The organism is Curvivirga aplysinae, from assembly GCF_009711445.1.
Lineage (GTDB): Bacteria > Pseudomonadota > Alphaproteobacteria > UBA8366 > Aestuariispiraceae > Curvivirga > Curvivirga aplysinae.
Genome location: NZ_SMMC01000199.1, coordinates 1 through 24,373 on the forward strand (window position 1 = coordinate 1; position 24,373 = coordinate 24,373).

20 protein-coding genes are annotated in these 24,373 nt (G+C 41.2%); 8 read left to right on the top strand and 12 right to left on the bottom strand.

Going from position 1 to position 24,373, the window contains the following annotated elements; translation table 11 throughout:
* Window positions 1–130 precede the first annotated feature (130 nt).
* The 3 genes from scpA to E1160_RS12510 all read left to right on the top strand — a co-directional run bounded on the left by scpA (window position 131) and on the right by E1160_RS12510 (window position 3,647).
* Complete coding sequence (gene scpA, locus E1160_RS12500; RefSeq protein ID WP_155155662.1) at window positions 131–2,278, top strand: methylmalonyl-CoA mutase; 2,148 nt, start codon at window positions 131–133, stop codon at window positions 2,276–2,278.
* Between the two features lie 180 nt (window positions 2,279–2,458).
* Entirely contained in the window at window positions 2,459–3,013 is a 555-nt protein-coding gene (locus E1160_RS12505) for a cytochrome b (RefSeq protein WP_155155664.1), read from the top strand.
* Window positions 3,014–3,065: 52 nt separating this feature from the next.
* Complete coding sequence (locus tag E1160_RS12510) at window positions 3,066–3,647, top strand: YceI family protein (RefSeq protein WP_155155666.1); 582 nt, start codon at window positions 3,066–3,068, stop codon at window positions 3,645–3,647.
* 46 nt (window positions 3,648–3,693) lie between these two features.
* Here E1160_RS12510 and E1160_RS12515 read toward each other — a convergent pair whose 3' ends face one another.
* Window positions 3,694–5,010, bottom strand: coding sequence for an O-antigen ligase family protein (locus E1160_RS12515; RefSeq protein WP_155155668.1), 1,317 nt, complete (start codon window positions 5,008–5,010; stop codon window positions 3,694–3,696).
* Between the two features lie 39 nt (window positions 5,011–5,049).
* On the opposite strand from E1160_RS12515, the gene E1160_RS12520 reads away from it, so the two are divergent.
* Window positions 5,050–6,015, top strand: a complete 966-nt coding sequence (locus E1160_RS12520) for a lysylphosphatidylglycerol synthase transmembrane domain-containing protein (protein WP_155155670.1) — start codon at window positions 5,050–5,052, stop codon at window positions 6,013–6,015.
* A gap of 59 nt (window positions 6,016–6,074) precedes the next feature.
* On the opposite strand, the gene E1160_RS12525 is transcribed toward E1160_RS12520, so the two are convergent.
* Window positions 6,075–6,608 carry a peptidylprolyl isomerase gene (locus E1160_RS12525; protein ID WP_155155725.1) on the bottom strand — a complete coding sequence of 178 codons (534 nt, stop codon included), beginning with the start codon at window positions 6,606–6,608 and terminating at the stop codon, window positions 6,075–6,077.
* 151 nt (window positions 6,609–6,759) lie between these two features.
* Between E1160_RS12525 and E1160_RS12530 the strand changes: the two genes are divergently transcribed.
* Together E1160_RS12530 and E1160_RS12535 are read left to right on the top strand one after the other, a co-directional pair.
* Window positions 6,760–7,590, top strand: coding sequence for a 3'-5' exonuclease (locus tag E1160_RS12530; RefSeq protein ID WP_155155672.1), 831 nt, complete (start codon window positions 6,760–6,762; stop codon window positions 7,588–7,590).
* A 159-nt stretch (window positions 7,591–7,749) separates the two neighbouring features.
* Window positions 7,750–8,253, top strand: a complete 504-nt coding sequence (locus tag E1160_RS12535; RefSeq protein WP_218048883.1) for a response regulator — start codon at window positions 7,750–7,752, stop codon at window positions 8,251–8,253.
* A gap of 25 nt (window positions 8,254–8,278) precedes the next feature.
* Here E1160_RS12535 and E1160_RS12540 read toward each other — a convergent pair whose 3' ends face one another.
* From E1160_RS12540 to E1160_RS12560, 5 genes are all read right to left on the bottom strand, one after another.
* Window positions 8,279–8,668, bottom strand: coding sequence for a VOC family protein (locus E1160_RS12540; protein ID WP_155155676.1), 390 nt, complete (start codon window positions 8,666–8,668; stop codon window positions 8,279–8,281).
* 6 nt (window positions 8,669–8,674) lie between these two features.
* A complete protein-coding gene (locus tag E1160_RS12545; protein WP_155155678.1) occupies window positions 8,675–9,142 on the bottom strand; it encodes a tellurite resistance TerB family protein in 468 nt (155 codons plus the stop codon).
* 27 nt (window positions 9,143–9,169) lie between these two features.
* Window positions 9,170–9,559: an RNA-binding S4 domain-containing protein gene (locus E1160_RS12550; protein WP_155155680.1), complete on the bottom strand. Its 390-nt coding sequence runs from the start codon at window positions 9,557–9,559 to the stop codon at window positions 9,170–9,172.
* Entirely contained in the window at window positions 9,556–12,393 is a 2,838-nt protein-coding gene (locus E1160_RS12555; protein ID WP_155155682.1) for a helicase-related protein, read from the bottom strand. The genes E1160_RS12550 and E1160_RS12555 overlap by 4 nt, the downstream gene beginning before the upstream one ends.
* A gap of 85 nt (window positions 12,394–12,478) precedes the next feature.
* Window positions 12,479–13,666 carry a glycosyltransferase gene (locus E1160_RS12560; protein ID WP_155155684.1) on the bottom strand — a complete coding sequence of 396 codons (1,188 nt, stop codon included), beginning with the start codon at window positions 13,664–13,666 and terminating at the stop codon, window positions 12,479–12,481.
* Window positions 13,667–14,225: 559 nt separating this feature from the next.
* On the opposite strand from E1160_RS12560, the gene leuA reads away from it, so the two are divergent.
* Window positions 14,226–15,920 carry a 2-isopropylmalate synthase gene (leuA, locus tag E1160_RS12565; RefSeq protein WP_155155686.1) on the top strand — a complete coding sequence of 565 codons (1,695 nt, stop codon included), beginning with the start codon at window positions 14,226–14,228 and terminating at the stop codon, window positions 15,918–15,920.
* 142 nt (window positions 15,921–16,062) lie between these two features.
* The gene (locus E1160_RS12570; RefSeq protein ID WP_155155688.1) at window positions 16,063–17,415 is read left to right on the top strand and encodes a globin-coupled sensor protein; all 1,353 of its coding nucleotides are present in this window, start codon (window positions 16,063–16,065) and stop codon (window positions 17,413–17,415) included.
* 5 nt (window positions 17,416–17,420) lie between these two features.
* Here the strand turns inward: E1160_RS12570 and E1160_RS12575 are convergent, their stop codons facing one another.
* The 5 genes from E1160_RS12575 to E1160_RS12595 all read right to left on the bottom strand — a co-directional run bounded on the left by E1160_RS12575 (window position 17,421) and on the right by E1160_RS12595 (window position 24,311).
* Window positions 17,421–17,828 carry a PaaI family thioesterase gene (locus E1160_RS12575; protein ID WP_155155690.1) on the bottom strand — a complete coding sequence of 136 codons (408 nt, stop codon included), beginning with the start codon at window positions 17,826–17,828 and terminating at the stop codon, window positions 17,421–17,423.
* A 68-nt stretch (window positions 17,829–17,896) separates the two neighbouring features.
* Window positions 17,897–18,991, bottom strand: coding sequence for a CaiB/BaiF CoA transferase family protein (locus E1160_RS12580; RefSeq protein WP_155155692.1), 1,095 nt, complete (start codon window positions 18,989–18,991; stop codon window positions 17,897–17,899).
* 31 nt (window positions 18,992–19,022) lie between these two features.
* Window positions 19,023–19,610, bottom strand: a complete 588-nt coding sequence (locus E1160_RS12585; RefSeq protein WP_155155694.1) for a chemotaxis protein CheB — start codon at window positions 19,608–19,610, stop codon at window positions 19,023–19,025.
* Between the two features lie 8 nt (window positions 19,611–19,618).
* Window positions 19,619–20,446 (bottom strand): CheR family methyltransferase, encoded by an 828-nt coding sequence (locus tag E1160_RS12590; RefSeq protein WP_155155695.1) that lies wholly within the window; start codon window positions 20,444–20,446, stop codon window positions 19,619–19,621.
* A 4-nt stretch (window positions 20,447–20,450) separates the two neighbouring features.
* Entirely contained in the window at window positions 20,451–24,311 is a 3,861-nt protein-coding gene (locus E1160_RS12595; RefSeq protein WP_155155697.1) for a response regulator, read from the bottom strand.
* Window positions 24,312–24,373 lie beyond the last annotated feature (62 nt).

Here is a 24,373-nt window from a genome sequence, read left to right on the forward strand (position 1 = left end):
TGCATTGCCGCATATACTCCGGAAAATTTTCAGTATAATCTGAAGTAAATCTAAAAAAGAAAAATATAATTTCTGGATGGGTTGTAACATTTAGAGCAAAGAATACCGGGATGAAGAAAAGGGTCATAATATGAGCGTATTTGACAAGAAAACAGTTGATGACTGGAATGCAATGGCTGAGAAAGAGCTCAAAGGCCGTAAAGCAGAAGAACTCATCTGGACAACCCCTGAAGGTATTCCTGTCAAACCTCTCTATACAGCTGCTGATCTTGAAGGCCTAGAGCATATGGCCGATGGCGGTATGATGCCAGGCTCAGCTCCCTTCGTCCGTGGTCCCCGAGCAACCATGTATACAGGACGCCCATGGACAGTCCGCCAATATGCCGGGTTTTCAACGGCAGAAGAATCCAATGCCTTTTACCGGCGTAATCTAGCTGCAGGCCAAATGGGCCTTTCTGTGGCTTTTGATCTGGCAACTCATCGTGGTTATGACAGTGACCATCCGCGCGTCATGGGGGATGTGGGTAAAGCCGGTGTTGCCATTGATTCCGTCGAAGATATGAAAATCCTTTTTGATCAAATCCCATTAGACAAGATGTCCGTTTCGATGACTATGAATGGCGCTGTTCTTCCCATTATGGCGAACTATATTGTCGCCGCGGAAGAACAAGGTGTTTCACCAGAGCAGCTTTCAGGAACGATCCAAAATGACATCTTAAAAGAATTCATGGTTCGAAATACTTATATTTATCCGCCAGAACCATCCATGCGCGCGATTGCAGATATTATCGGCTACACATCCGACTTTATGCCGCGTTTTAATAGCATCTCTATTTCTGGCTACCATATGCAAGAAGCAGGTTCCACATGTGTGCAGGAATTGGCTTTCACAATTGCCGACGGCCTCGAATATGTTCGTGCAGCTCTTTCCAAGGGACAGGATGTGGATGCATTTGCACCACGTTTAAGTTTCTTCTTCTGTATAGGTATGAATTTCTTTATGGAAGTTGCAAAGTTGCGTGCGGCCCGTTTCTTGTGGTCTAGCCTAATGCAAAAGCATTTCAAACCAAAAGACGCACGCAGCCTAATGTTACGCACACATTGCCAAACATCTGGTGTTTCTTTGACAGAACAGGACCCTTATAACAACGTGATCCGTACGACTGTCGAAGCGATGGCAGCGGCTTTGGGCGGCACTCAGTCCTTGCATACAAACGCATTGGATGAAGCTGTCGCCCTGCCAACAGATTTCTCCGCCCGAATTGCCCGCAACACCCAATTGGTCCTTCAAGAAGAAGCCGGCATTACCAAAACTGTCGATCCGTTGGCAGGCTCCTATTATGTGGAAAGTTTAACTGCGAGCTTGATCAAAGAAGCTGGCAAATTGATCGATGAAGTTGAAGAGCTTGGCGGCATGACAAAGGCTGTAGAAGCTGGCATGCCAAAATTAAAGATCGAAGAAGCAGCAGCCTTGAAACAAGCGCGTATCGACCGCAAGGAAGAAGTGATTGTTGGCGTGAATAAATATCAATTGGCTCAAGAAGACGAAATGGATATTCTTGATATTGATAATACTGCTGTTCGCGAACAACAAATTGCGCGCCTAGAGCGCACAAAGGCAAATCGCGATGAAACCGCTTGCCAAGCCGCACTTGATGCACTCACACAGGCGGCGCAGGAAAACAGTGGCAATTTACTTGCACTATCTGTCGATGCGGCACGCGCACGCGCTTCTGTTGGAGAGATTACATCAGCCATGGAAAAAGTTTTCACACGTCATAAGGCAGAAATTCGCTCCATCTCAGGTGTCTATGGCTCTGCCTATGAAGGGGATGAAGGTTTCCAAAAGATCCGTAATGATGTGGAAAAATTTGCAGAAACCAATGGTCGCCGCCCTCGTATGTTGGTTGTGAAAATGGGTCAAGATGGCCATGATCGAGGCGCTAAAGTCATTGCAACTGCTTTTGCAGATATTGGCTTTGATGTGGATATGGGGCCGCTCTTCCAAACGCCAGAGGAAGCAGCCCAACAAGCAATCGAAGCTGACGTGCATGTTATTGGCGTCTCTTCTCAAGCCGCAGGTCATAAAACACTTGTACCTGCCATGATTGATGCCCTTAAATCGGAAGGTGCAGAGGATATTATAGTGGTCTGTGGAGGGGTAATTCCGGCGCAGGATTATGACTTCCTGAAAAAAGCTGGTGTAGCTGCAATCTATGGCCCCGGCACGAATATTCCTGCTGCGGCAGCAGAAATTATGGAACTGGTTAGTAAATAACCAGAAAACATTTCTCTTTTGTTCATACAATTGTTCAAGGCCCGTGAGAAATCATGGGCTTCTTTTTATGTCAAATTTGGAAACAATAAGTTTATTTTGAACCTATTTAAATTTCGGAGTAAACTTCTTACATAGTCCTGAAAGATTAAAGTAAATCATAATCATTCTTAGGAGAGACAAATGCATTGGCGCAATCAACAAACCCATTGGGGGATGGTAGCTATCCTAATGCATTTTGGCGTTGCATTTACTGTCTTTGGTTTATTTGCCTTGGGGTGGTGGATGGTTGATCTCACTTATTACGATTCCTGGTATAAACCAGCGCCACATATCCATAAAAGTATAGGTATACTGTTATTTATAACCATGATTTTACGTTTGGCGTGGCGAATTTTTGATAAGCCACCTGAACATCTTGATACCCATGCGAAATGGGAACAAATATCTGCGAAAATTACACATATTTTACTTTATGCACTTATTTTTGGCATCATTTTTAGCGGCTATCTTATTTCTACGGCTGATGGACGCCCCATAAAGGTCTTCGATTGGTTTGAAGTACCAGCTTTAATCACTTCGATCGAAAAACAAGAAGATATTGCCGGTGTTATCCACTGGTATGCAGCATGCGTTCTCATAGGATTAGCAGTGTTACATATTCTAGGTGCATTTAAACACCATGTGATTGATAAGGATACAACATTAACTCGCATGCTAGGCAAGAATAGACGCTAACAAAGACTCCAACTTTTACTATTTAACATCTTACCAACGAAGGACTAGGTTCATGATAAAATTTTTCACAAAATCTGCAATCATCGCAGCTGCGATGTTTACTTCTGTGTCCGGATTTGCAGCTGACAGCTTCAAAATCGACACAGATGGTGCCCATGCTTATATCGATTTCAAAATTTCACATTTAGGGTACAGCTGGATTTCTGGTCGTTTTAACACATTTGAAGGCGATTTTAGCTTTTCCCAAGATAACCCTTCTGATGCACAAGTTTCTGTTACAATCGACGCGACCAGCCTCGATTCCAATCATGCAGAACGTGACAAACATATCCGCTCTGCTGATTTCCTTGAAACGGATAAATTCCCATCCGCTTCTTTCAAAAGTACAGGCTTTAACTATACAGGTGATGGTAAAGGCGTGCTGACAGGTGATTTAACTCTTAAAGGTGTCACAAAATCTATCGAAATCGAAGTAAGCCATATTGGCCAAGGTGATGACCCATGGGGTAACTACCGTTCCGGTTTTTTAGGTGAAACAGCTTTGACAATCGCAGATTTCGGCATCACACAACCTTATTTACCAGCTGATATGCAGGTCTTCTTAGAATTAGGCGTAGAAGGTATTCGTCAATAAGCCTAACAAGGAATACAAGTATATTAATAAAGGCCGAACTGTTATATCAGTTCGGCCTTTTTTGTGCCTGATGATACATAGCCACAGCGAATCCGAACCCAATGAAAACCCATAAATGACGTTGATACATAATTTCAGATGTTTGGCTCATCACAGCTGCTACAATTAAAATCAAACACATAGCAAAACATATCCAATTATCTCTGGTCAGCCAAAACAACCGGAAAAGATATATGAAAAGAGCCAAGACAATTCCAAATCCAATTATTCCGGTTTCTGCTAACAACCACAATCCGGTATTATGTAATACACTCCCTTCGCGTACGGCATGTTCTAATGAATGGTTTTTATAATATCCTAAGCCAGCACCAAAAATAGGATGCTCTAACCAAATCTGGAAGGCAATTTTATATGATTCCAGTCTTTCTATCGTACCCGTGTCAGAGCCTTCTATCAGAATTCCTTGAGAAAGATATGTAGGATTTAAACTATGGGCAGCTCTACCTATATTTGCCCCCGCATCCCCCACGCCAAATACTCCCAGAGAATTCATAATATCAGCAAGCCAAACAAACCCATTTCCAATTACAACTGGAACTAAAACAGCCATAAATGTCACGAATACTAACTTATTGATAAGTTTAGGATGACAAATTAGCGCAACAATAGCCACAGATACATAAGCAATCATTGCTCCCCTTGACCCGGTCAGAAATAAGCACGTCAGCAAGACAAACAGACTCAACCAGATTAATTTTCTCGATGCTACTTGAAATTTACACAGAGCTGATAAACCAAAAATTATCATACAGGCCAGAAAGAAACCATATGCATTTGGATTTCTCAATAAACCCGAAAGCCTCTGAGGATATGCTATATTCAATAAATTATTTTGTGAGGCGTTAAGCCGATGATACAGATGAAAAACAAGGCCAATAGCAGCAACCAAAACTGAGATAACAAGTATCGTTCTTAACAAAGTATATTGAGATTTTTCCGGCTCAATTCCAGTTAAACTTTTTCCCGCCAAATATGTAACAAAAAATATCCCTGAAAGAAGCAATACACCGACCACCTTTACCAATGCCCACGAATACGATTCTCCTTTAAGAAACATGAAATTAAATACAAAAAATGTTAATAAAATCGATAGCATACCGATCATGAAACGTAACTCGAAAAAATCTTTCTTCTCTAGCGTAAAAATCACTGGAATACATAGGATCACTAGCAGAAAATCTGCAGCAGAAAGTCGTAAAGAATTACCCATCAAGACAAACTCAATTGAGAATTGTGCACTTGCTAAAAGCAAGACTATAAATACACACAATACTTTATTACTAAGAATATTTTTCATTTTCATAAATGTTTTTTTTACAATGCTTGTTGAAAATAAAAGGATATGCCATATATCAATGGATTAGTTTTCACAGTAATAAAGATAATGCGCAAAATCTTCAATCTCTTGATAAGCATAGGGCTACTATTTCTTGCTGTTTATTATTTCGGTGTTGATCGGATTATTGAACAAGCAAAGAATATTAAATTGGAATTCTTCCTTTTTGCAATTATAATCAATCTACTGCTTATACCCATTGTAACAAAGCGCTGGCAGCTTATCCTTCGTTTACTAACGCCGCTTCCGAACTTCATCCAATGTCTACGCGCTCAACTAGTTGCTATGTATGCGGGATTATTTTTTCCGGGACTCATCTCCGGTACTGCTGTCAAACTTGTATTGATGCGCCAAATTGGCATAAGAAGCAAATATACATTATTGAGCATTCTGTTCGATAAGATCGCGATTGTCTTACCTCTTGTTACATGTATAGCGATTAGTGTGCCCTTCATTGCTGACACGCATGTATTTCAAGAGGAACTCGATAATTTCCCCAAAGTAGTTGCTGCTGTATTTCTAGTCTTCATATCTATTATCGCAGGTGCCTTGCTGATTCCACGACTTATTCATAATGATTCAATGGTACTTAAAAACCTCCTTCAACTTCATAAAGGCAAAATAGCGGCCATCTTTTTATGGGGAATAGTCGTTGTCTGCATGGGCGTCCTTCAATACTGGACTTTATTTGAATTCAACGCCAGTCTTGCAGACCTTTTTTTGGTGACACCTGCTGTTATCTTTATTTCATCTCTGCCTTTATCCATCGGTGGCTGGGGCCTTCGAGAAGGGAGCGGGATCTTGTTTTTTGCCCTTATTGATATTCCCGGAGAAGTGGCGCTTCTTGCATCAGTACAAGTCGGATTTGCAGGAATTATTGTCAGTATGATTGGCGCTTTCTTTTGGTCCAAAGATCTTATTCCAGAAGGAAAAAAGGCAATGTCAGCGGCTATTGCCAAAACCAAAAACTGAAAAAGCTCGGTTATAAAGACCGAGCTTTTTATATTGCGTTATCTATGCTTTCGACAGGATTAATCTACGTCAGCAGCAACCCGCATGGAAACAATCTTATCACGCTCACCAAGAACAGCACCATTCGGCCCTTCACCCATCTTGATATTGTCAACAAATTCCATTCCTTCAATAACTTTCCCCCAGACAGTATATTGTTGGTCCAACCAAGGTGCATCCTGGAAAACAATAAAGAACTGACTATCAGCACTATTGGGGTCCTGTGAACGCGCCATAGACAGTGTACCGCGTACATGTTTTTCAGCTGAGAATTCACCATCTAGATTCTGACCGGATCCGCCTGTTCCATTACCATCAGGATCACCAGTTTGCGCCATAAATCCTTCGATCACACGATGAAAAACAATACCATCATAAAACTTCTCACGTGTTAATTCTTTAATACGTGCCACATGATTTGGTGCCAAGTCAGGACGTAACTCGATCACAACACGCCCATCTTTCAATTCAAGATAAATCGTGTTTTCAGGGTCCAACGCAGATGCGGCTCCTGCTGAAAGAGAAAGCCCAATTGCGAAACATGCAGATTTCATAAAACGGGAAGCAAACACAAACCCACTCCTTAGTTAATTAGATTCTTCTAGAAGGGAGAATATCCGACTCATTCTTTCATTGCACGTATATTCTTTAACTTCTATCTTGTGAATTATAAAAATATACTTCCTTAAATTTTGAGATTTTCCCATGCTTGATCAAATCTTTGTCTTCGATATCGAGACCATTCCGGACACGGATGCTGTTCCCAATCTAACCGGATTAGATAACAAAGATATCGACATGCGCAGGAAATCCTTAGAAGATTACCACTTGAACATCACGGACGGTCGCAATGCTTTTCCTAGACAGTGTTTCCATAAAGTCGTCGCCATCAGTTTTCTACGTGCCCGCATCTTACGCGATGGCGATTATGAAACCTATCAAATAGAAGAAATTCGCTCTGGTGGAAATGAACATTCTGACGAGGAAGAGCTTATAAGGGGATTCTTTCAGTATTGTGGCAAACATGTACCACGACTTATTAGCTTTAATGGGCGTGGTTTTGATCTTCCAGTATTAAAATATAGAGCAATGAAATACGGTATTTCTGCTGAATGGCTTCACAAAGTAGGGGATAAATGGAATAACTACAATCAACGTTATTCAAAAGCATGGCATTGTGATTTACTTGAACAGCTTTCTGATTACGGCGCCTCTGCACGTTTAAGGTTAAATGAGGTATGTGCTGCGTTTAATCTACCCGGTAAAACTGGTGTGGATGGGGGAGATGTGATGGAACTGTATGACCAAGGAAAAATTCAAGAAATCAGAGATTATTGTGAAACAGATGTTATTAACACCTTTCTTGTCTATCTAAGATATGCATTACATACCGGGGTTACGGATGCAGACGGATATAATCATGCGCGTATCCTTTTACAAAGCGAATTGGAAGAAAGATCAGACAAAAACATGGCTTACAAAGAATTTCTGGAAGCTTGGCGCAAAAGTAGCCAAGGAAATTTCTCCGCCCTTTGAAATTAAAGACAAAAAAATCAATTTGTGCTATTATAGATAAGAAGAATTAATTCAACTCATCTGGCTTAAATCTTCCTGAATTATGCTTGATTTCTATAGAAAATGAGCATAATTCTAAGTTATTGGCAATTTAAGATTATTTTTCTGGGGATTTTATCAATGGTTCAAATGGCGGTTCCAAATCAAAAGATTATCAAAGCAACTTCGATGTTTTTTGACCCCAACCGTGATTCCGGCCCCATTGGTCGCGCAGCCCTTCAAAGTGCAGGCCTAACGAATACTCAATTTCATTTAGATATAGACATGGCGATGAGTTATCTCTCCATGCATACGCCTGAACTTTTGGTTGTAGATCTAGCTCCAGACACCAAAGAAGATGGGTTGATGTTAATCGCTGCTGCACGCAGTAAAAAAGACGATAACCCACCTCGTGTACTTGGTCTCCTTGCAGGTGGTACGCGTGAAGCTTTAGTTGAAGCTATCAAAGGAGGCGTTGATACTGTCATCGTTAAACCTTTAGCACCCGATAGTCTTCACAAAAAAATCAAAAGTCTAATGGCAAGCCCACAAAATTACATTTCCGCTAAAGGTTATTACGGGCCGGATCGTCGTCGCGTTCCAGATGCAGAGGAATTTACAGGCGAAGAGCGTCGTAGTAACTAATCTCCTTCACAAGAGACAGCCAGCATTAAGCTGGCTGAATTAAATCCCATTTATGCCCAAAAGGATCGGAAAAAATAACAACCTTTCCATAAGGTTCGTTACGCGGTGCCTCCATAAATACGACCCCTGCATTCTTCATTTTTAGATAATCGGCTTCGAACTGATTAGTTCGCAGAATAAGTAAAACACCACCTGCAGCCTGATTTCCAATAGCATTTAATTCTTCTGTTTTTTCCGCCCTCTTAAATACAAGGCAGGTCTCAATAGCCCCTTTTGGTCGAACAACAATCCAGCGTTTATCAGGCGCTAATTCAACATCTTGAACAACTTCAAACCCCAGGATATTAACATAAAACTCTTTGGCTTGATCATAATCTGGCACAATCAAGCTAATCGACGAAATAAATTGAGACATGTTTCGTTACGCGGCAACGATATCCATACGCGCAAGCACTTGCTTACGAAGATCACCGCTATCTTTATCTTTAACACCCAGCAAACCGCAAACTCGGCGCATTAGATTTGCTTCGTAATCATGTAGTACACCGTCTGCATAAACAACACCCCAAAGCATTTCCAATAATTGTAGACGTTCTTGATAATCAAAATTCGGTGCAAACTTACTAATGAAACTGTGAATATCTACTGCATCTTTTTGTAGGGCGACTGCTTCATCTAAAAGTGAATGAGCCGTCTCTGCATCCATATCAAATGACTTCATACAATCCGATACTATAATCGCACGTTCGTAATCATCAAATTCACCGTCCAATAACGCTGCTTCCACAAGTAGAGCCGCGGCTGCGATCTGCAATTCACGTTCAGTATGTGCTTTTTCTTCGGTCTCACCAAAAGATTCAAAGATAAATTTTTTCACATTTGCCCACATGGGACTTTTTCCTTTCGTCGATGGTCCTCAGAACACACTTTTCAAACGGTCAGTTTCTCGCCGTTCCTTTTTAGTTGGACGCCCTGCACCTTGTTCCCGCAGTCCGTCTATGGATGCCTGTTCTGATTTCTTTCTTTTTACTGGTGGGTCCAGGTCATTATATAGAAGAGCTGCTTCAGGAGCACCTCGTCTTTTATCTCCCAAAGCCAAAATTTCGATGACCCGAATATCTTGTTCTTTGGGAAAAGTTAAAATATCGCCAACCTTGACCTGATAGCCCGCCTTGCGAACTGGTTGACTATTTACACGCAAATGGCCTGACGTTACCTGTTGTGCCGCCAAAGTACGCGTTTTAAAAAAACGCGCATACCACAACCATTTATCCACACGTAGTTTTTCTGGCGCTTCCCCAATCATTTGCCTTTCGCCTCCAATAAATCTTTCAACCCCGCAAACGGAGAATTAGGATTTACTTTCGACTTAGATTTTTGTGCTGATTGCTGTCGCCTTTTATGAGTATTCCCTCTCTTCGTCGCATTTTGGGCCTGCGAATGATTTGATCTATGTTTCTTAAATTTTGCGGTAGATTTTGTATCTTCCGAAACCATCTTTGTTGATGGTGGAATGATTGTATCTTTTGCCAAGTCTGTCACTTGTTGCAAAGCGACCATATCACGACCCATTTTCTTATCAGAATGAGGTTCTTGACCTTTTTTCTGTTGGCTTAAAGCCCGTTGGACATCTTGTTTTTTGCGGTTCGGTTTTTTTGATTTATTAGGTTGCGCCTGTTTTTTATCCTTAGATGCTTTCACATTATTTGCAATTAAGCGGAATGCTTTACCATCTTCGGTTTCAACCTCTCTACACCCTAAAGCACGTAAAACCTTTGGCAATTCTTGAAGTGTACAGCTGATTCTATCAGCAAGTCTCTCATTTTTTTCAAGAACCCCATTTTTACTTTCTCGTCTTATATGCGCCATCACAGCTTCATAATGGTCCAGACGTAATACCACCGGCCCTGCAGGTATATATCCTATAAACGACCAGGCTTGTTGTGAAACATAATCATATGGCAAACATATCTGTGCTTTTCTAGGTAAAGTGGGTATAGTTATCTTATGATAAACGGCATATAATAATGCACGAAGACGCAACATATCACCATTTAGTAATCGCTTCCAAAACACCCAGTATACTCCAAAACGTAACTGACTTTTCCCGAACATTTTACGTTCGCTTTCCGTTAAACCTTCTAATTGTTCCTTTGCCGCTTTCACATTTACACTTCCCAACCCCTCTTTTAGTTGGAAAACTAGCCCACGTGCATATGCAGATAACTTGGCATCACCGTCAGATAATTTGGGCCCCTCCAAAGCAATCAACTTTCTTGAAAGATAAGCTTTTAGCCATTCTTCCATCCGCGACAAGATCGCACGCTGTATTGCATTATCTGTGATATCATTGCTGAGCGATAGGAGTTTAGGAGACAGGATATTCTCACCCTTGATCAATCGTGCTATGTCATTAAACTCCCCACCTTCTTCTGTGGGGTCAGACCAAGCTATATGACCGAATGGCGTCAAACGAAAAGCTGCATCTGCTGAATTAATCAAACAATCAGATTTATCCTGAACATATTTTGCAATACTGTTAGAAGCAGCGGCAGCCAATTGTTTCGCTTCTCTGCGATCTTTTGCACGGTCAGCCTGAAAATGAAAGCCAACCATACGCCCAACAATATGCCCCTCGATTGATATCACACCAGCTTTATCAACAGCGGAAACATGCTCACGCCCCTCTCCCTTGTCTTTCTTGCTGATCAACGCTGCACGCTTATCTACAAATCGTAACATCAAAGATTGGTGCAATGCGTCAGATATCTTATCTTCTATAGATCGCGCGCGTTCCTGCCATTCATAGCTATGCCTTAACCAACTTGAACGATGCATTACATAAGCCCAGCTACGAATATGAGCCAAACGTTGGGTAAGCTGATCAATATCTCCTTGAGTATTATCTAATCTACTCAAACGTTCTTCCATCAAGTCTTCAGGAACCGCACCATGATCCACTAGATTAAGATATAAACGCGTTAAAAATTCCGTATGATGATCTGGCGTGATCTTTCGAAAGTCCGGCACCTGACAAACATCCCACAGAAGCTGAACTCGATCCGGTGTCGTCGCACGCAACAACACCGCTTCATCTTTCATCATCATCTGCAAGGCAACATGATCAGTCGCATCACGTGTTCGCAGAAGTTCTGAAGAATTTGGATTTTTTTGTAAACTGCGCAATAAATTATGAGTATTTCTAAAATCAAGATTGCGATTACGCCATTGGATATGCGTTATGGGGGTAAATTCATGCCTCTCAACCAATTCCACAACATCATCGTCAATCTCTGGCAGGTTATTTGTCACCCCAAAGGTACCATCATTCATATGCCGCCCTGCGCGGCCAGCAATCTGTCCTATCTCCCATGGGCGCAATGGACGTAATTTATGGCCATCATATTTCCGCATAGAAGCAAATGCCACATGATCCACATCCATATTCAATCCCATGCCTATAGCATCGGTGGCCACTAGATAATCCACTTCACCAGCTTGATACATTGCCACTTGCGCATTACGCGTGCGTGGACTTAACGCACCTAGTACAACAGCCGTCCCCCCCCGATGCTGCCTGATCGTTTCAGCAATCGCATATACTTCATTCACGGAAAATGCGACAATTGCCGTTCTTCTGGGCAAGCGCGTTAGTTTCTGTCGCCCTGTATAAGATAAAGTAGATAATCTTGGACGGCTTTCAATCTCTACATCCTCAACCAATTGTGTGATGAGGTCAGCCATACTATCCGACCCGAGGAACATGGTTTCATAACGACCACGTGCATGCAGCAGGCGATCTGTAAATATATGTCCTCGGTCTCGATCCTCACAAAGTTGAATTTCATCAATGGCCACAAAATCAACTGGTTCAGACACTGGCATAGATTCAACAGTACAGATAAACCATTTAGGTCGATGGGGAATGATCTTCTCTTCTCCGGTGATCAAAGCAACCGATGATGCCCCTTTCACTGCAACAAGGCGATCGTAATTCTCACGAGCTAGGAGACGAAGTGGAAAACCAATCATACCACTTTCATAGGCCTGCATTCGCTCCATAGCCAAATGGGTCTTGCCGGTATTTGTAGGCCCTAAAATAGCGCGTATACGACTTCGTGATGAGTCAAGAATAGACATTGTCCCTCTCTATGGGAGTAAGTCTGATAATTTGGAGGTTGTATTTATAAGATATAGATGCGCCTTCTATAGGCATTTTGCAAGCTTAACCATTAATCAATTCTCGATATAATCGATCATATGTATCTACACATATTTCGTGGGAAAAACTTTCTTCTAGATGTTTTAATCCCGCATTTCCATATATTTCACGCAGGTCCGTTCTATCCAATAACATCTTTAAAGCTTGGCCTAGTTCATTTGGCGCATGAGGCGGCACGACCACCCCCGTTTTCTGATCTAAAACTGCTTCCGCATTGCCTCCAACATTCGTCACGACCATTGGTAATTGTGCAGCCATACCTTCCAAGATAGCATTCGAAAAACCTTCTTCATGGGAGGCTAATACACCTATATCAGAAGCAGCATAAATATCTGCGATGGCCTCACTGGCTCCTGTTAAAATCACACGATCCTTAATATCCATCTCTAAAATAAGAGCTTCTAAAACTTCGCGATATCTATCTCTATCCGCACCAACGATCAAAAGCTTCCATTGTTTATCTTTTGGCAATGTCGCGCAGGCACGAATTAAATCTTCATGGCCTTTATAGGGAATTAAATTTGCAACTTGAGTAAACACAACATCGTCCAAATCAATATTATATTGGGCACGTATATTGTCTCCGCGCAATTTGGGGCTTCTCATACCGTTATAAACCAATTTGACTTTGGTTGGGTCACAGCTTTCATCAGAAATTAGTTGGTTCACCACTTCCCTAGAATTACCAAGGATAAGCTTCATCCTTTTATGCAATATCAATTCTAATTTTCGAACAACTGCTGGATATTTACTTTGATAGATATTGAGGCTTCGGCGGCTCATCACTCTATTTGGCAACATGGCAAAAATAGACGCTATCCCACCAATTAAATATCCCTCTGGTAGAAAGAAATGAATCACGTCCGGACGTCTTATCATTAAGCAAAGGCATAGTTGCAACATTCGAATTAGATACCATAACCGACTGCCAAAGCGAGACATAATCGGTAACTTGATGCTTGGGCCCCAAATATGGTCACCAACATTGGGTTTTGGATATTTCAATAAAGGCCCAAATACACGGATGCCTTTGTCTTCAAATTTCTCTGCTAATTCACCTTTTTCACGGATAGTAATAATGGAGATATCGTAACCTTTATCCTTTAAGTCAGGCAAGACACGCCATAAATGCGTCTCTGCCCCGCCTCGATTAAGGCTGGTGATCACATAGAATATTGAAGGCTTCCCCATATCTTCCCGATCTTTCTCTCACTATTCTTGTAATAAGAATAGCTTCAGGTATTAGCTTCTGCGTTTCCTTATAACTTTGGTTCTAATTTTAATTCCTTACAAAAACAAATAAAATTTATCAAAATTTCACCATATAGAAAATAACTGCTTGACCCGCCCCTAAATTGACCATAGCGTTTAACCCATGATTAAGACTATGACATATAAACTGCTACTAGGGCTCCTTCTACTCAGCGCATAATTGTTCTGAGCTTACTATTCTATTCCCTAACTTCCAGTTTTCTTAATCGGCCCAAAATGAAAATTTCAATTCAAAATTTTATAATCTCTTCTCCTTTTGCAGGTACAATTCATATGCCTGAAGCTCATGCACGCGGATGGCGTGCGCTGCGACTATGATGCGGCCATCGGAAAAATTAAAAAAACAGCATCCGATGGCTGTATTTCTGCTGTGAGATCATGTAAACAAAATTCAAATTTATTGGCAGGCGCGTTACAATCGTAGCCAAGCCACACAATAAGGGGTTCAATAAGTACCAACCCCGCAGGAGATTGCAAAATGACACAAGCGTCTACATCCGTCATGCCGGTTCATAAATATAAACCATTTGAACCCGTAAAATTGGACGATCGCACATGGCCAGGCAAAACTTTAGATAAATCCCCAACATGGTGCAGTGTTGATTTGCGCGATGGTAATCAGGCCCTAATCGAACCAATGGGATCTGATCGCAAACATCGTATGTATGATCTATTGATTAAGATGGGATATAAAGAAATTGAAATTGGCTTTCCATCTGCATCGCAAACAGATTTTGATTTCTGTCGTGAATTGATAGATCAAGGAAAAATCCCTGACGATGTTACTGTGCAAGTTTTAGTGCAATGTCGTGAACATTTGATCCGTCGTACTTTCGAAGCTTTAGAAGGTGCGAAAAATGTTATCGTGCACTTTTACAATTCAACTTCTACTATTCAGCGCAACGTCGTCTTCAAACAAGATCGCGATGGCATTAAAAATATTGCTGTCGAAGGTGCGAAATTGGTGAAGACTTTAGGCGATGAAGCCCGTGCTAAGGGCATGAATGTTCGTTATGAATACTCGCCTGAAAGCTTCACACAAACGGAATTAGATTATTCAGTAGAAATCTGTGAAGCCGTGATGGAAGTGATGGAACCAACTAAAGATGATCCAATCATCTTGAACTTGCCTGCGACAGTAGAAGTTTCCACACCGAACGTATATGCAGACCAAATTGAGTTCTTCCACCGCACCATCAAGAACCGTGAAGCTGTAATTTTGTCCATTCATCCACATAATGATCGTGGTACAGGTGTCGCTGCAGCTGAATTTGCTTTATTAGCTGGTGGCGACCGCATTGAAGGCACCTTATTTGGTAATGGTGAACGTACAGGTAACGTTGACTTAATCACATTAGGTATGAATTTGGTTTCTCAAGGTGTAGATGCAGGCATTGATTTCCATAACTTGCCGGAAATCGTAAAAGCTGTGGAATATTGCAACCAATTACCCGTTCATCCACGTCATCCATATGCGGGTGACTTGGTCTTTACAGCCTTTTCTGGCAGTCATCAGGATGCGATTAAAAAGGGCCTACATGCTATTGAGCAAGCAAATAGTGATATGTGGGATGTTCCTTATTTGCCGATCGATCCCGAAGATGTCGGCGCAAGTTATGAAGCTGTTATTCGCGTTAACTCGCAATCCGGCAAGGGCGGTGTTGCTTATATCATGGAAACCGATCATGGAATTCGTATGCCACGTAAATTACAGATTGAATTTTCCGGCGTTGTACAAAAGGTAACAGATTCTTCAGGTAAAGAAGTTACTTCCCAAGATATTTATGACACCTTCAACTCCGAATATCTAAATAACACAACACCTTATGGTTTCGTAAGCCACAGGACTGTACCAGATACACATGCAAGTGAGGTACGAGAAATTACTGCGACGGTCACCAAGAATGGCGAAGAAGTCGAACTTCTAGGTAAAGGTAACGGCCCAGTTGACGCTTATATGAATGTAATGAAAGCAGAAACCGGCATTGAAGCTAAGTTACTGGACTATTCAGAACACGCCACAGGCAGCGGTGCCGATGCGACAGCAGTTGCCTATATAGAAATGCGTAGACCTGATGGTAAAACTTTACATGGTGTTGGTCGCGACCCGAACATTGTATCTGCATCCTTAAGAGCTATTACATGTGCTTTTAATCGAATTATTGCAGACTAATTTCTACACAAGGTAGTTGAATATTTTAGAAGCAGTGGGATAAATTTTTCCGCTGCTTCTTTTATGGTTGTCAGGTCTTTTTTCCCTCACTACACTCCGCTTATAAGAAAAACCAAATCTATAAACAGGTAGTGCCATTCACATGGGAATTGACGCAAAATCAGACTTGTATAGTCGCATGCAAGCACAAGGAATTACACCTCAGACAATTGAGGCGGCAAAAAGATTTCACCCACATCTCAAAAAACATATGCCGGAAATTGTAGATCGATTAGCCAAACATATGATGACTGTTGATGGGCTCAAAGATGTCATGGAAACTTCGGTGAAAAACGGTGACTTCCAAAAAACGATCTCATCACATTGGCTTTCATTATTTTCAGGTAAAGTTGATGAAGAATATTACAATAACGCTGTAAACGTTGGTCGAAATCAATCTAAACAAGGTTTTCGCCCCCGTTGGCTGATGGGAAACTATTCTTACCTTGCGAGCGATATTTGTGCGGTTGCGGTGAAAGTATATGGTTTACGAAAAAGAGCATTAACGGAAGCATTAAATGCTATTAACAGCCTAATCTATTTGGATCTTAACATTCGTCTGGCTGTTTATTTCTCTTTGGCTGAAGAAGCTGCTGTTGAAAAAAGAAACGAAGCAGTTCTGGAATTAGAACAAACTTTTGAAGCTTCCGTTCAAGGGCAAGTAGAAATCATTACAAGTGAAGCAGCTGCTATTAACCCTGAAGCCAAAGCCATGGCAACTATTGCAGATCAGGTTTCAACACAAAGTGGTCACGCAGCAAGTGCAACCCATGAAATCTCAAGCAATATCTCTCAAGTTTCCACCTCAATTAATGAGCTTGCGAGTTCCATCGGTGAGATAGGACATTCAGTCAACCAATCTGCTTCTATCGCACGAAGCGCAGTTGAGACAGCGCAACAAACTGACAGTGATGTAGCAGAACTACACGAAGCAACAGTGAAAATTGGTGAGATTGTCAAATTGATCACCGAGATTGCAGATCAAACAAACCTACTAGCACTTAATGCGACTATTGAATCTGCCCGTGCAGGTGAAGCTGGCAAAGGATTTTCCGTTGTGGCGGGTGAGGTAAAAAATCTTGCTGGGCAAACAGCCAAAGCAACCCAAGATATCTCTGCCCAGGTGAATGAAATTCGTCTGGCTGCAGAAAAATCAGTGAATGCTATTACTGAAATCACTCAAACCGTTGAAGAAATTAATGATCAGTCAGCTGCGATCGCTATCGCCGTAGAAGAACAAACGTCTGTCACAGATACCATTATGCAAACAATCAATATAGCTGTTAGTCATGCAGATTCAGTTATAAGTGACATTACTGCGATGCAGGACGTTGCCGCTAAAACTCAGGCAACATCCGATCAACTTTATAGTAGATCTCGCAACCTTAATGAAGCAGCAGGTAATTTGGATGAATCAGCAAAAGCATTTATGAAAGAGCTGACAAAATCAGACTAATCGAACTACTCTTTAATAAAGAGTCGATAAGCTCCTTGAGCGGTGGCGATCAATTCGCCACCAATTTCATCTTGATACAGACGCATAGATGAATAGCCCACAGCCTTTCCCATACGCTCTACCTCACCAATTCCAAGAATAATTCCGGGCTTGGCAGAAGATAAAAAATTCTGTGACATGGAAATAGTTGCCATACGCTGAATATCATCACGTTTCGCATAAAGTGCCATACCACCAGCTGCATCCATCACTGTTAATGCTACACCGCCATGCGCCACACCATACTGATTTAAATGACGCTCAGATACATCTAATGTGACCATCCAGCGCCCATTCGTATCTTGAATAACGTCATATCCCATTGTTGCATGAAACCCGACGCTTAATACCCGCCTTATATCTTCCATTCGCATATGATGCACCCTATTTATCCTTAGATTACTTAAAATAATGCATAACCTTTACGTAAAGGTAAAGAGACTTATAAATCAATGCCCCATTCAGCAAGCACTTCTTCGGTATGTTGCCCCGGCGATGGCGGTGAAGATTTAATAGCCACTTTAGTACGACTGAACCGCGGCGTAGGCGCAGGTTGTATAACACCATCAAAATCAACAAAAGTATTACGTGCCTTAAGATGTGGATGATTTGGGGCTTCCGATAAACTTAATACTGGTGCAAAACAAATATCTGTGCCCTCCATAATTTCGCACCATTCTTCACGTGATTTAGATTTAAAAATAGCAGTTAATTTATCTTTCAAATGAGGCCAATATTTTAAATCCATTTGATGATCAAACTCAGGGTCACTGATGTCAGCTTTCTCAAGAAGCAAAGCATAGAATTGAGGTTCGATTGAGCCAATAGATACCCATTTCCCATCTTCACATTCATAACATCCATAGAAATGCGCAGCCCCATCCAGCATATTACTTTGGCGTTGATCCACCCATTTACCTTCGCCGAACATAGCATAGGCCATGGCCATCATATGAGAGGCACCATCAACCATTGCAGCATCAATCACTTGTCCCTTGCCAGTAGATTTAGCCTCCAATAAGCCACAAACAATACCAAATGCCAGATACATGGCCCCACCCCCAAAATCAGCGACTAAATTCAAAGGTGGAATAGGGCCACTATCCTTCGTCCCAATTGCGTGAAGCGCACCCGTCAGAGCCGCATAATTTATGTCATGTCCAGCGGCACCGGCCAAAGGACCATCTTGTCCCCATCCTGTCATTCTACCAAAAATAAGCTTCTTATTACGTTCCAGACAAATATCGGGCCCTAAACCCAAACGTTCCATAACTCCTGGACGAAATCCCTCAATCAAACCATCTGCCTTTTCGACCAATTTAAGAACACGCTCAACGCCTTCAAAGGTTTTAAGGTCCACCTCTACAGAACGACGTCCACGATTTAAGATGTCATATTTTAATCCAAGCAAGTTATTGCCACCTGGTCTCTCAAGACGAATAACATCTGCCCCCATATCGGAAAGCAACATGGCACAAAACGGCCCAGGACCAACACCAGCCATTTCCACAATTTTAATCCCTGCAAGAGGCCCCATAGATCACCTGTTCAATTTGATAAAAATAGAATTAATATTCGACCACACGAATGTGTTTCTTCGCAAGCATTTCTATTGCTTCGACAATCTCATCATCTTCCAAAACAAAATCCGCCCCCGCAATTTCCAGCCCAGCCTCAGGCATGGCTCGCGCCTCTGCTACTTCCGGGTCTTGAATAATCGCAATTCCACCCAAATCACGAATATGCTTTAGCCCTAAAGCACCATCTGCATTTGCACCCGTTAAAAGAATAGCAATTAATCTTGGCCCCAACACATCCCCCATTGATTCAAATAAAATATCAATTGACGGGCGAGAAAAACTTACTTTCGGGTCTTGAGAGAATGAAAAACTGAAATCCGGTTCTAAATATACGTGATAAGCTGGAGGTGCGATATATATATGACCGGCTTCCAAAATCATATCCCAATGGCATTGATGAACGGGTAGTGGTGTTTCCAAAGCTAAAATCTCTGGCAAGAGACTTGGTGAATCACTATCCATGTGGCAAACGACAACGATTGGCAAATTAAAATCATGTGGAAGCTTCTGGATGATTTGACTTAAAACTCTTAAGCCCCCCATAGAACAACCAATTACAACAGCCCCGTATCTCATAAAAATTCCTACTCAACCTTTTTCCTGAAAAAAGGCGTTTCATCTGATAAACGGCAATAGTTTTTCCTTTGTTTAGACAGATTAATACTCTCTTTTTCTCCTAACCCTAAAAAACCTTCCCGGATAAGTGCTTCATCAAATAAATCCAAACAACGATTCTGCAACTTGCGATTAAAGTAGATTAACACATTTCGACAAAGTACCAGATGCATTTCACAGAATACGCCATCCACCGCCAAATTATGTTCAGAGAAAAAAATGCTTTCCTTCAAAGAAGGATCCAAAGCCATAAAATCATATCGACTAACATAATAATCTGATAGCTGCGTTTTACCTCCGGCTTTCAGATAATTGGCATCATAAACATCAATTTCTTCAATAGGGTATACACCTTCCTTTGCCTTTTCCAATGCATTCACAGAAATATCCGTCGCATAGATATTCGCACGATCAAGCAAACCTTCTTCCTTTAGTAATATGGCAAGCGAATATGCCTCCTCCCCATTCGCACAACCGGCAATCCATATATTGATCTGGGGATAGGTTTTTAGGATAGGTATGGCCTCTTGACGTAAGGTTTTATAGAAATGCGGATCACGAAACATTTCTGAAAATTGTACAGATAGATGCTCTAACATTAAGGGCAAAAATTCTTCATTATGAAAAACATAAGGCACCAAATCCGCAATGGTCTCTACCCCCATCACGGCTTTTAAATCCCGTACACGCCTTTTTAAAGAACCACGTGCATATTCGGTAAAATCATATCCATAACGACTCTTTATTGCTTCCAGAAATATATTGAGTTCTGCATTATATATTTCATTCAGCATCATGATTTCATTCCTTAAGCAAAGATGCCATTAATTCTGAGAGCTTACTTATATCCACTGGTTTAGTGAGATATTCATCCGCACCAGCATTCAGGCATTTTTCCCGTTCACCCGCCATCGCCTTTGCGGTGACTGCGATGATAGGTATATGTTCATAATCGGTATTTTTACGAATATGGCCAATCGCTTCGAGGCCATCCATTTCGGGCATCATCATATCCATTAAGATGATTGCAATATCATCCTCATGCTCCTCTAATTTTTCTAGAGCAACCTTCCCATTCTTCGCAATTGAAACTGTACAACCGTAATCCTTCAGTACTTTTGATAAAGCAAATACATTGCGCATATCATCATCAGCTAACAAAACGTGAGTACCGCCAAAACCGGTACTTTCAACCACTTCTTTTTTGGATACTGCTTTTGCCTTGGCTATACTTTTTTGTTTAGGTTCAGGCAATTTCGCCTCAACACTGTGAAGAAATAATGTCACTTCGCTTAGCAAACGTTCCGCAGATCTCGCCCCTTTAATCACCACACTATCTGTATATTCGTGCAATAAATTCAACTCATCCCGTTCAAGTTCCCGTCCAGAATAAACTACGACAGGCGGCATCTTATCTTGATGAGCAGCTTTTGCCATTTTTAGAAATTCAAATCCATTTGCACCGGGTAATCCCAAGTCAAGAATAATGCAATCAATATGCTCGCTCTGTAAAATTTCTATTCCTTCTTCACTACTACCAACAGCAATAGTCGTGATATCACCACTTTCCATAACTCGACCAACGGCAATTTGTGAGGCATAATCATCTTCGATTAATAGGATACGCTTACGGGTCGAGGGTTCTAAATCAACAAATTTAGTTATTAATTCATTTAGTATTTCTGGGCTCGCTGGTTTAGAACTATATCCAATCGCACCTTTTTCAAATGCGTCGCCTGGGTCCTCTAAGGCTGATAAGATATGAACAGGAATATGGCGGAGATGTGATGCACATTTTAGCTTTCTCAATACTTCCCAGCCATCCATATCCGGCAAGTTAATATCTAACACAATACCTACAGGATTGATCAATTGAGCTAGTTTGAGGCCCTTTACAGGATGGGCGGCAACAACACCAAGGAAACCGCGGCTACGCACCTGTTTTAAAAGTAACTCTGCAAAAACAATATCATCTTCGATAATCAAAATCACTTCACGGTCAACAGCGACAATATCCCGGTCGTCATCAAGATCAAATTCGACTACTTCGGAAGGTTTTTGACCATCTGTCAGATAAACAACTTCAAAACCAAGGTCTGTGGCTTCGGGTAACATATCAAGCCCATCGACATCTTCCTTTTCTGACTGAGGCAAGGTTTCAATCTCTGTACGCTTCTCAGCATCATCATTTGCAGCAGCTAGCTGTTTCAATTCATCCGAATTAACGGTCTCCTTGGCACAATTCACAGGAACTATAATGCTAAAAACAGAACCTTGGTTTGATTTACTTGTAACAAGAACTTGACCTCCCATAAGTTCACATAGAGAACGCGTAATTGTTAAACCCAGTCCCGTGCCGCCATATTTACGACTGGTGCTCCCATCCGCCTGACGAAAGGCGTCAAAAACAGTGTTAAGTTGTTCAGATGTCATACCTATTCCGGTATCAGACACCTCAAATTTTACATAATTTTCTTCATGATTAAGTTCAGCACGATCAAGATCTTGGCGGTTAACATTCTTGACTGCAAAAGAGACACAACCTTCTTCTGTAAACTTAAAAGCGTTAGATAGTAAATTATTTAAAATCTGCGTTAACTTTGTCGGATCAATATAAATTTCTTCGAAAACATCTTGATCCATAGTTAATTTAAACTCGACAGCTTTTTCCTTTGCAATTGGTTCAAAGTTATTACGAATCTGGGTAAAAATTTGTTCCAAACGCACATGTTCAGGTAATAGCTCTGTTTTTCCAGCTTCGGTCTTGGACAAATCCAATATATCATTGATCAGATTTAATAGATGCTGACCGCTTTCATGAATAATAGTCGCCGCCTCAACATCGTCGTCATTTAAATTACCTTTTTTATTGTCCGCTAAAATACGAGCTAAAATCAATAAACTATTTAAAGGCGTTCTTAATTCATGAGACATATTCGCCAAAAATTGCGATTTATATTGATTAGCGCGCCTCATTTCTTCTGCAAAAATTTCTGCATCTTTCTTCGCGGCGCTTAATTCTTTTTGTCTTACTTCAAGAGTACGTGTTTTTTCAGATAATTCTTCATTACCAACCCGAAGCTCTTCTTCCGAGGTTTGAAGTTCAGTTGTTTTTTGCGCCAGCTGTTCTGTCCGTGCACGAAGTTGTTCATTACTAACACGAATTTCCTCACTCTGTGCACGCAATTCTTCTTCAGAGGCACGCAACTCTTCTGCTTGATTTTGACTACGTACTAACAGGCTTTCGGTTTTGGAAGCACGGGCTAAATTCTCTAGATACACCGCTACGACGGGTAATACTGTATCTAATAAGGCGAGTTGTAATTGCGATAATTTTGCAAAACTGCCAAACTCTAAAACACCATATAGCGTATTGTTATGAACCAGCGGATAGAGATAAAGAACTTTAACAGGATGTCCACCAACACCAGTATCAACCTCATGGCGATATTCATCAGGTAACTGATCAATGAGCATTGGTTTCTTCTTTTGGGCCACCTGCCCAATCAGACCATCCCCAACTTCAAAAGTATTCTTTTGACCTTTACGTTTTGTATACCCATAAGACGCCATAATTTGTAAAAGATCATAATCGGTATTGAAGTAAAAGAAGGCGCCAACCGGACTATTCAATGCAGGCATGAGTCTTTCAAGAAAACTTTCCGTTGCTTCTCCCATGACAACAGCGGCTTGCAAATCATTGGAAATTTCCTGCGCATGAGATTTTATCCAGTTTTGATCAATCGAATCTTTTAAAGCTGTTTTAAATTTCTCTGATGCACGTGCCATATCCCCGAACTCATCTGTTCGATCAACATCAGGGATATCAATTTCAGTATTTCCCAATGCAAGTCTGGAAAAAGTTTTTCTAAGACGACGCGCCGATTGAATAATACGGCGATAAATAAACAAAAAACTTCCAACAAAAGTTAAGAACAACAACCCGACGACCAGATAGGTTAGCAATCTTTGAGAAGCCGTTTTCTCATAAAGTTCAGCAACTATATTGTGAGTACGCTCTTCGACAGCTATTTGAAAAGCATTGATCGGTTCAATAACCTTCACAGACAAGCTATTATATCTATCATCATATAATTTCGAGACGATTGATTGATATCTGGTCGCACGACCACTAATAGACCAATCAACCTCAGAAAAGTCATTCAGGCCATTTTCTAGTTTTAAAAGACGTAAATCCCGAAAAACAGACATATCAATTTTTGTGCGTTCAGCCATTAACTGTGACGCCTGCATAAAAACAGCGCGCTCTTCTTCACTAAACCCCTTATCTTCAATAAGTTCATGAAGCGGGGTCAATCGTTTTCCCCGAAGAAACGTTTCTTGTGTGTATGGTAATAAATCCCATTGAATACGATGAGAATTCAAAGGACGTTCCAACAACCCCATATGTATATCCATGAGGTTGTTATATTGTGTTACATAATCTTCATTCCCGGTACTCGCATAGATACGTGCCAATTGGGTTAACATATTGGAATCTTGCCGTAACGAAGTTGCTAGTTGCTCCGCAGCATAACGCATTTCGTGCGCTCTATTGATATCCCGTTCATATCTTTCCAGCATCCAAAAAGAAGAAAACAAGGCAAGAACCGCTGCGATATTAATAGCCGCCATAATGGCAAAACTTCGTAATAAGGTCATCTTATTATCTTTCTTCCCGGTTCAATTTGCGCACTGAAAATTAAATAAAATTTTCAATCATT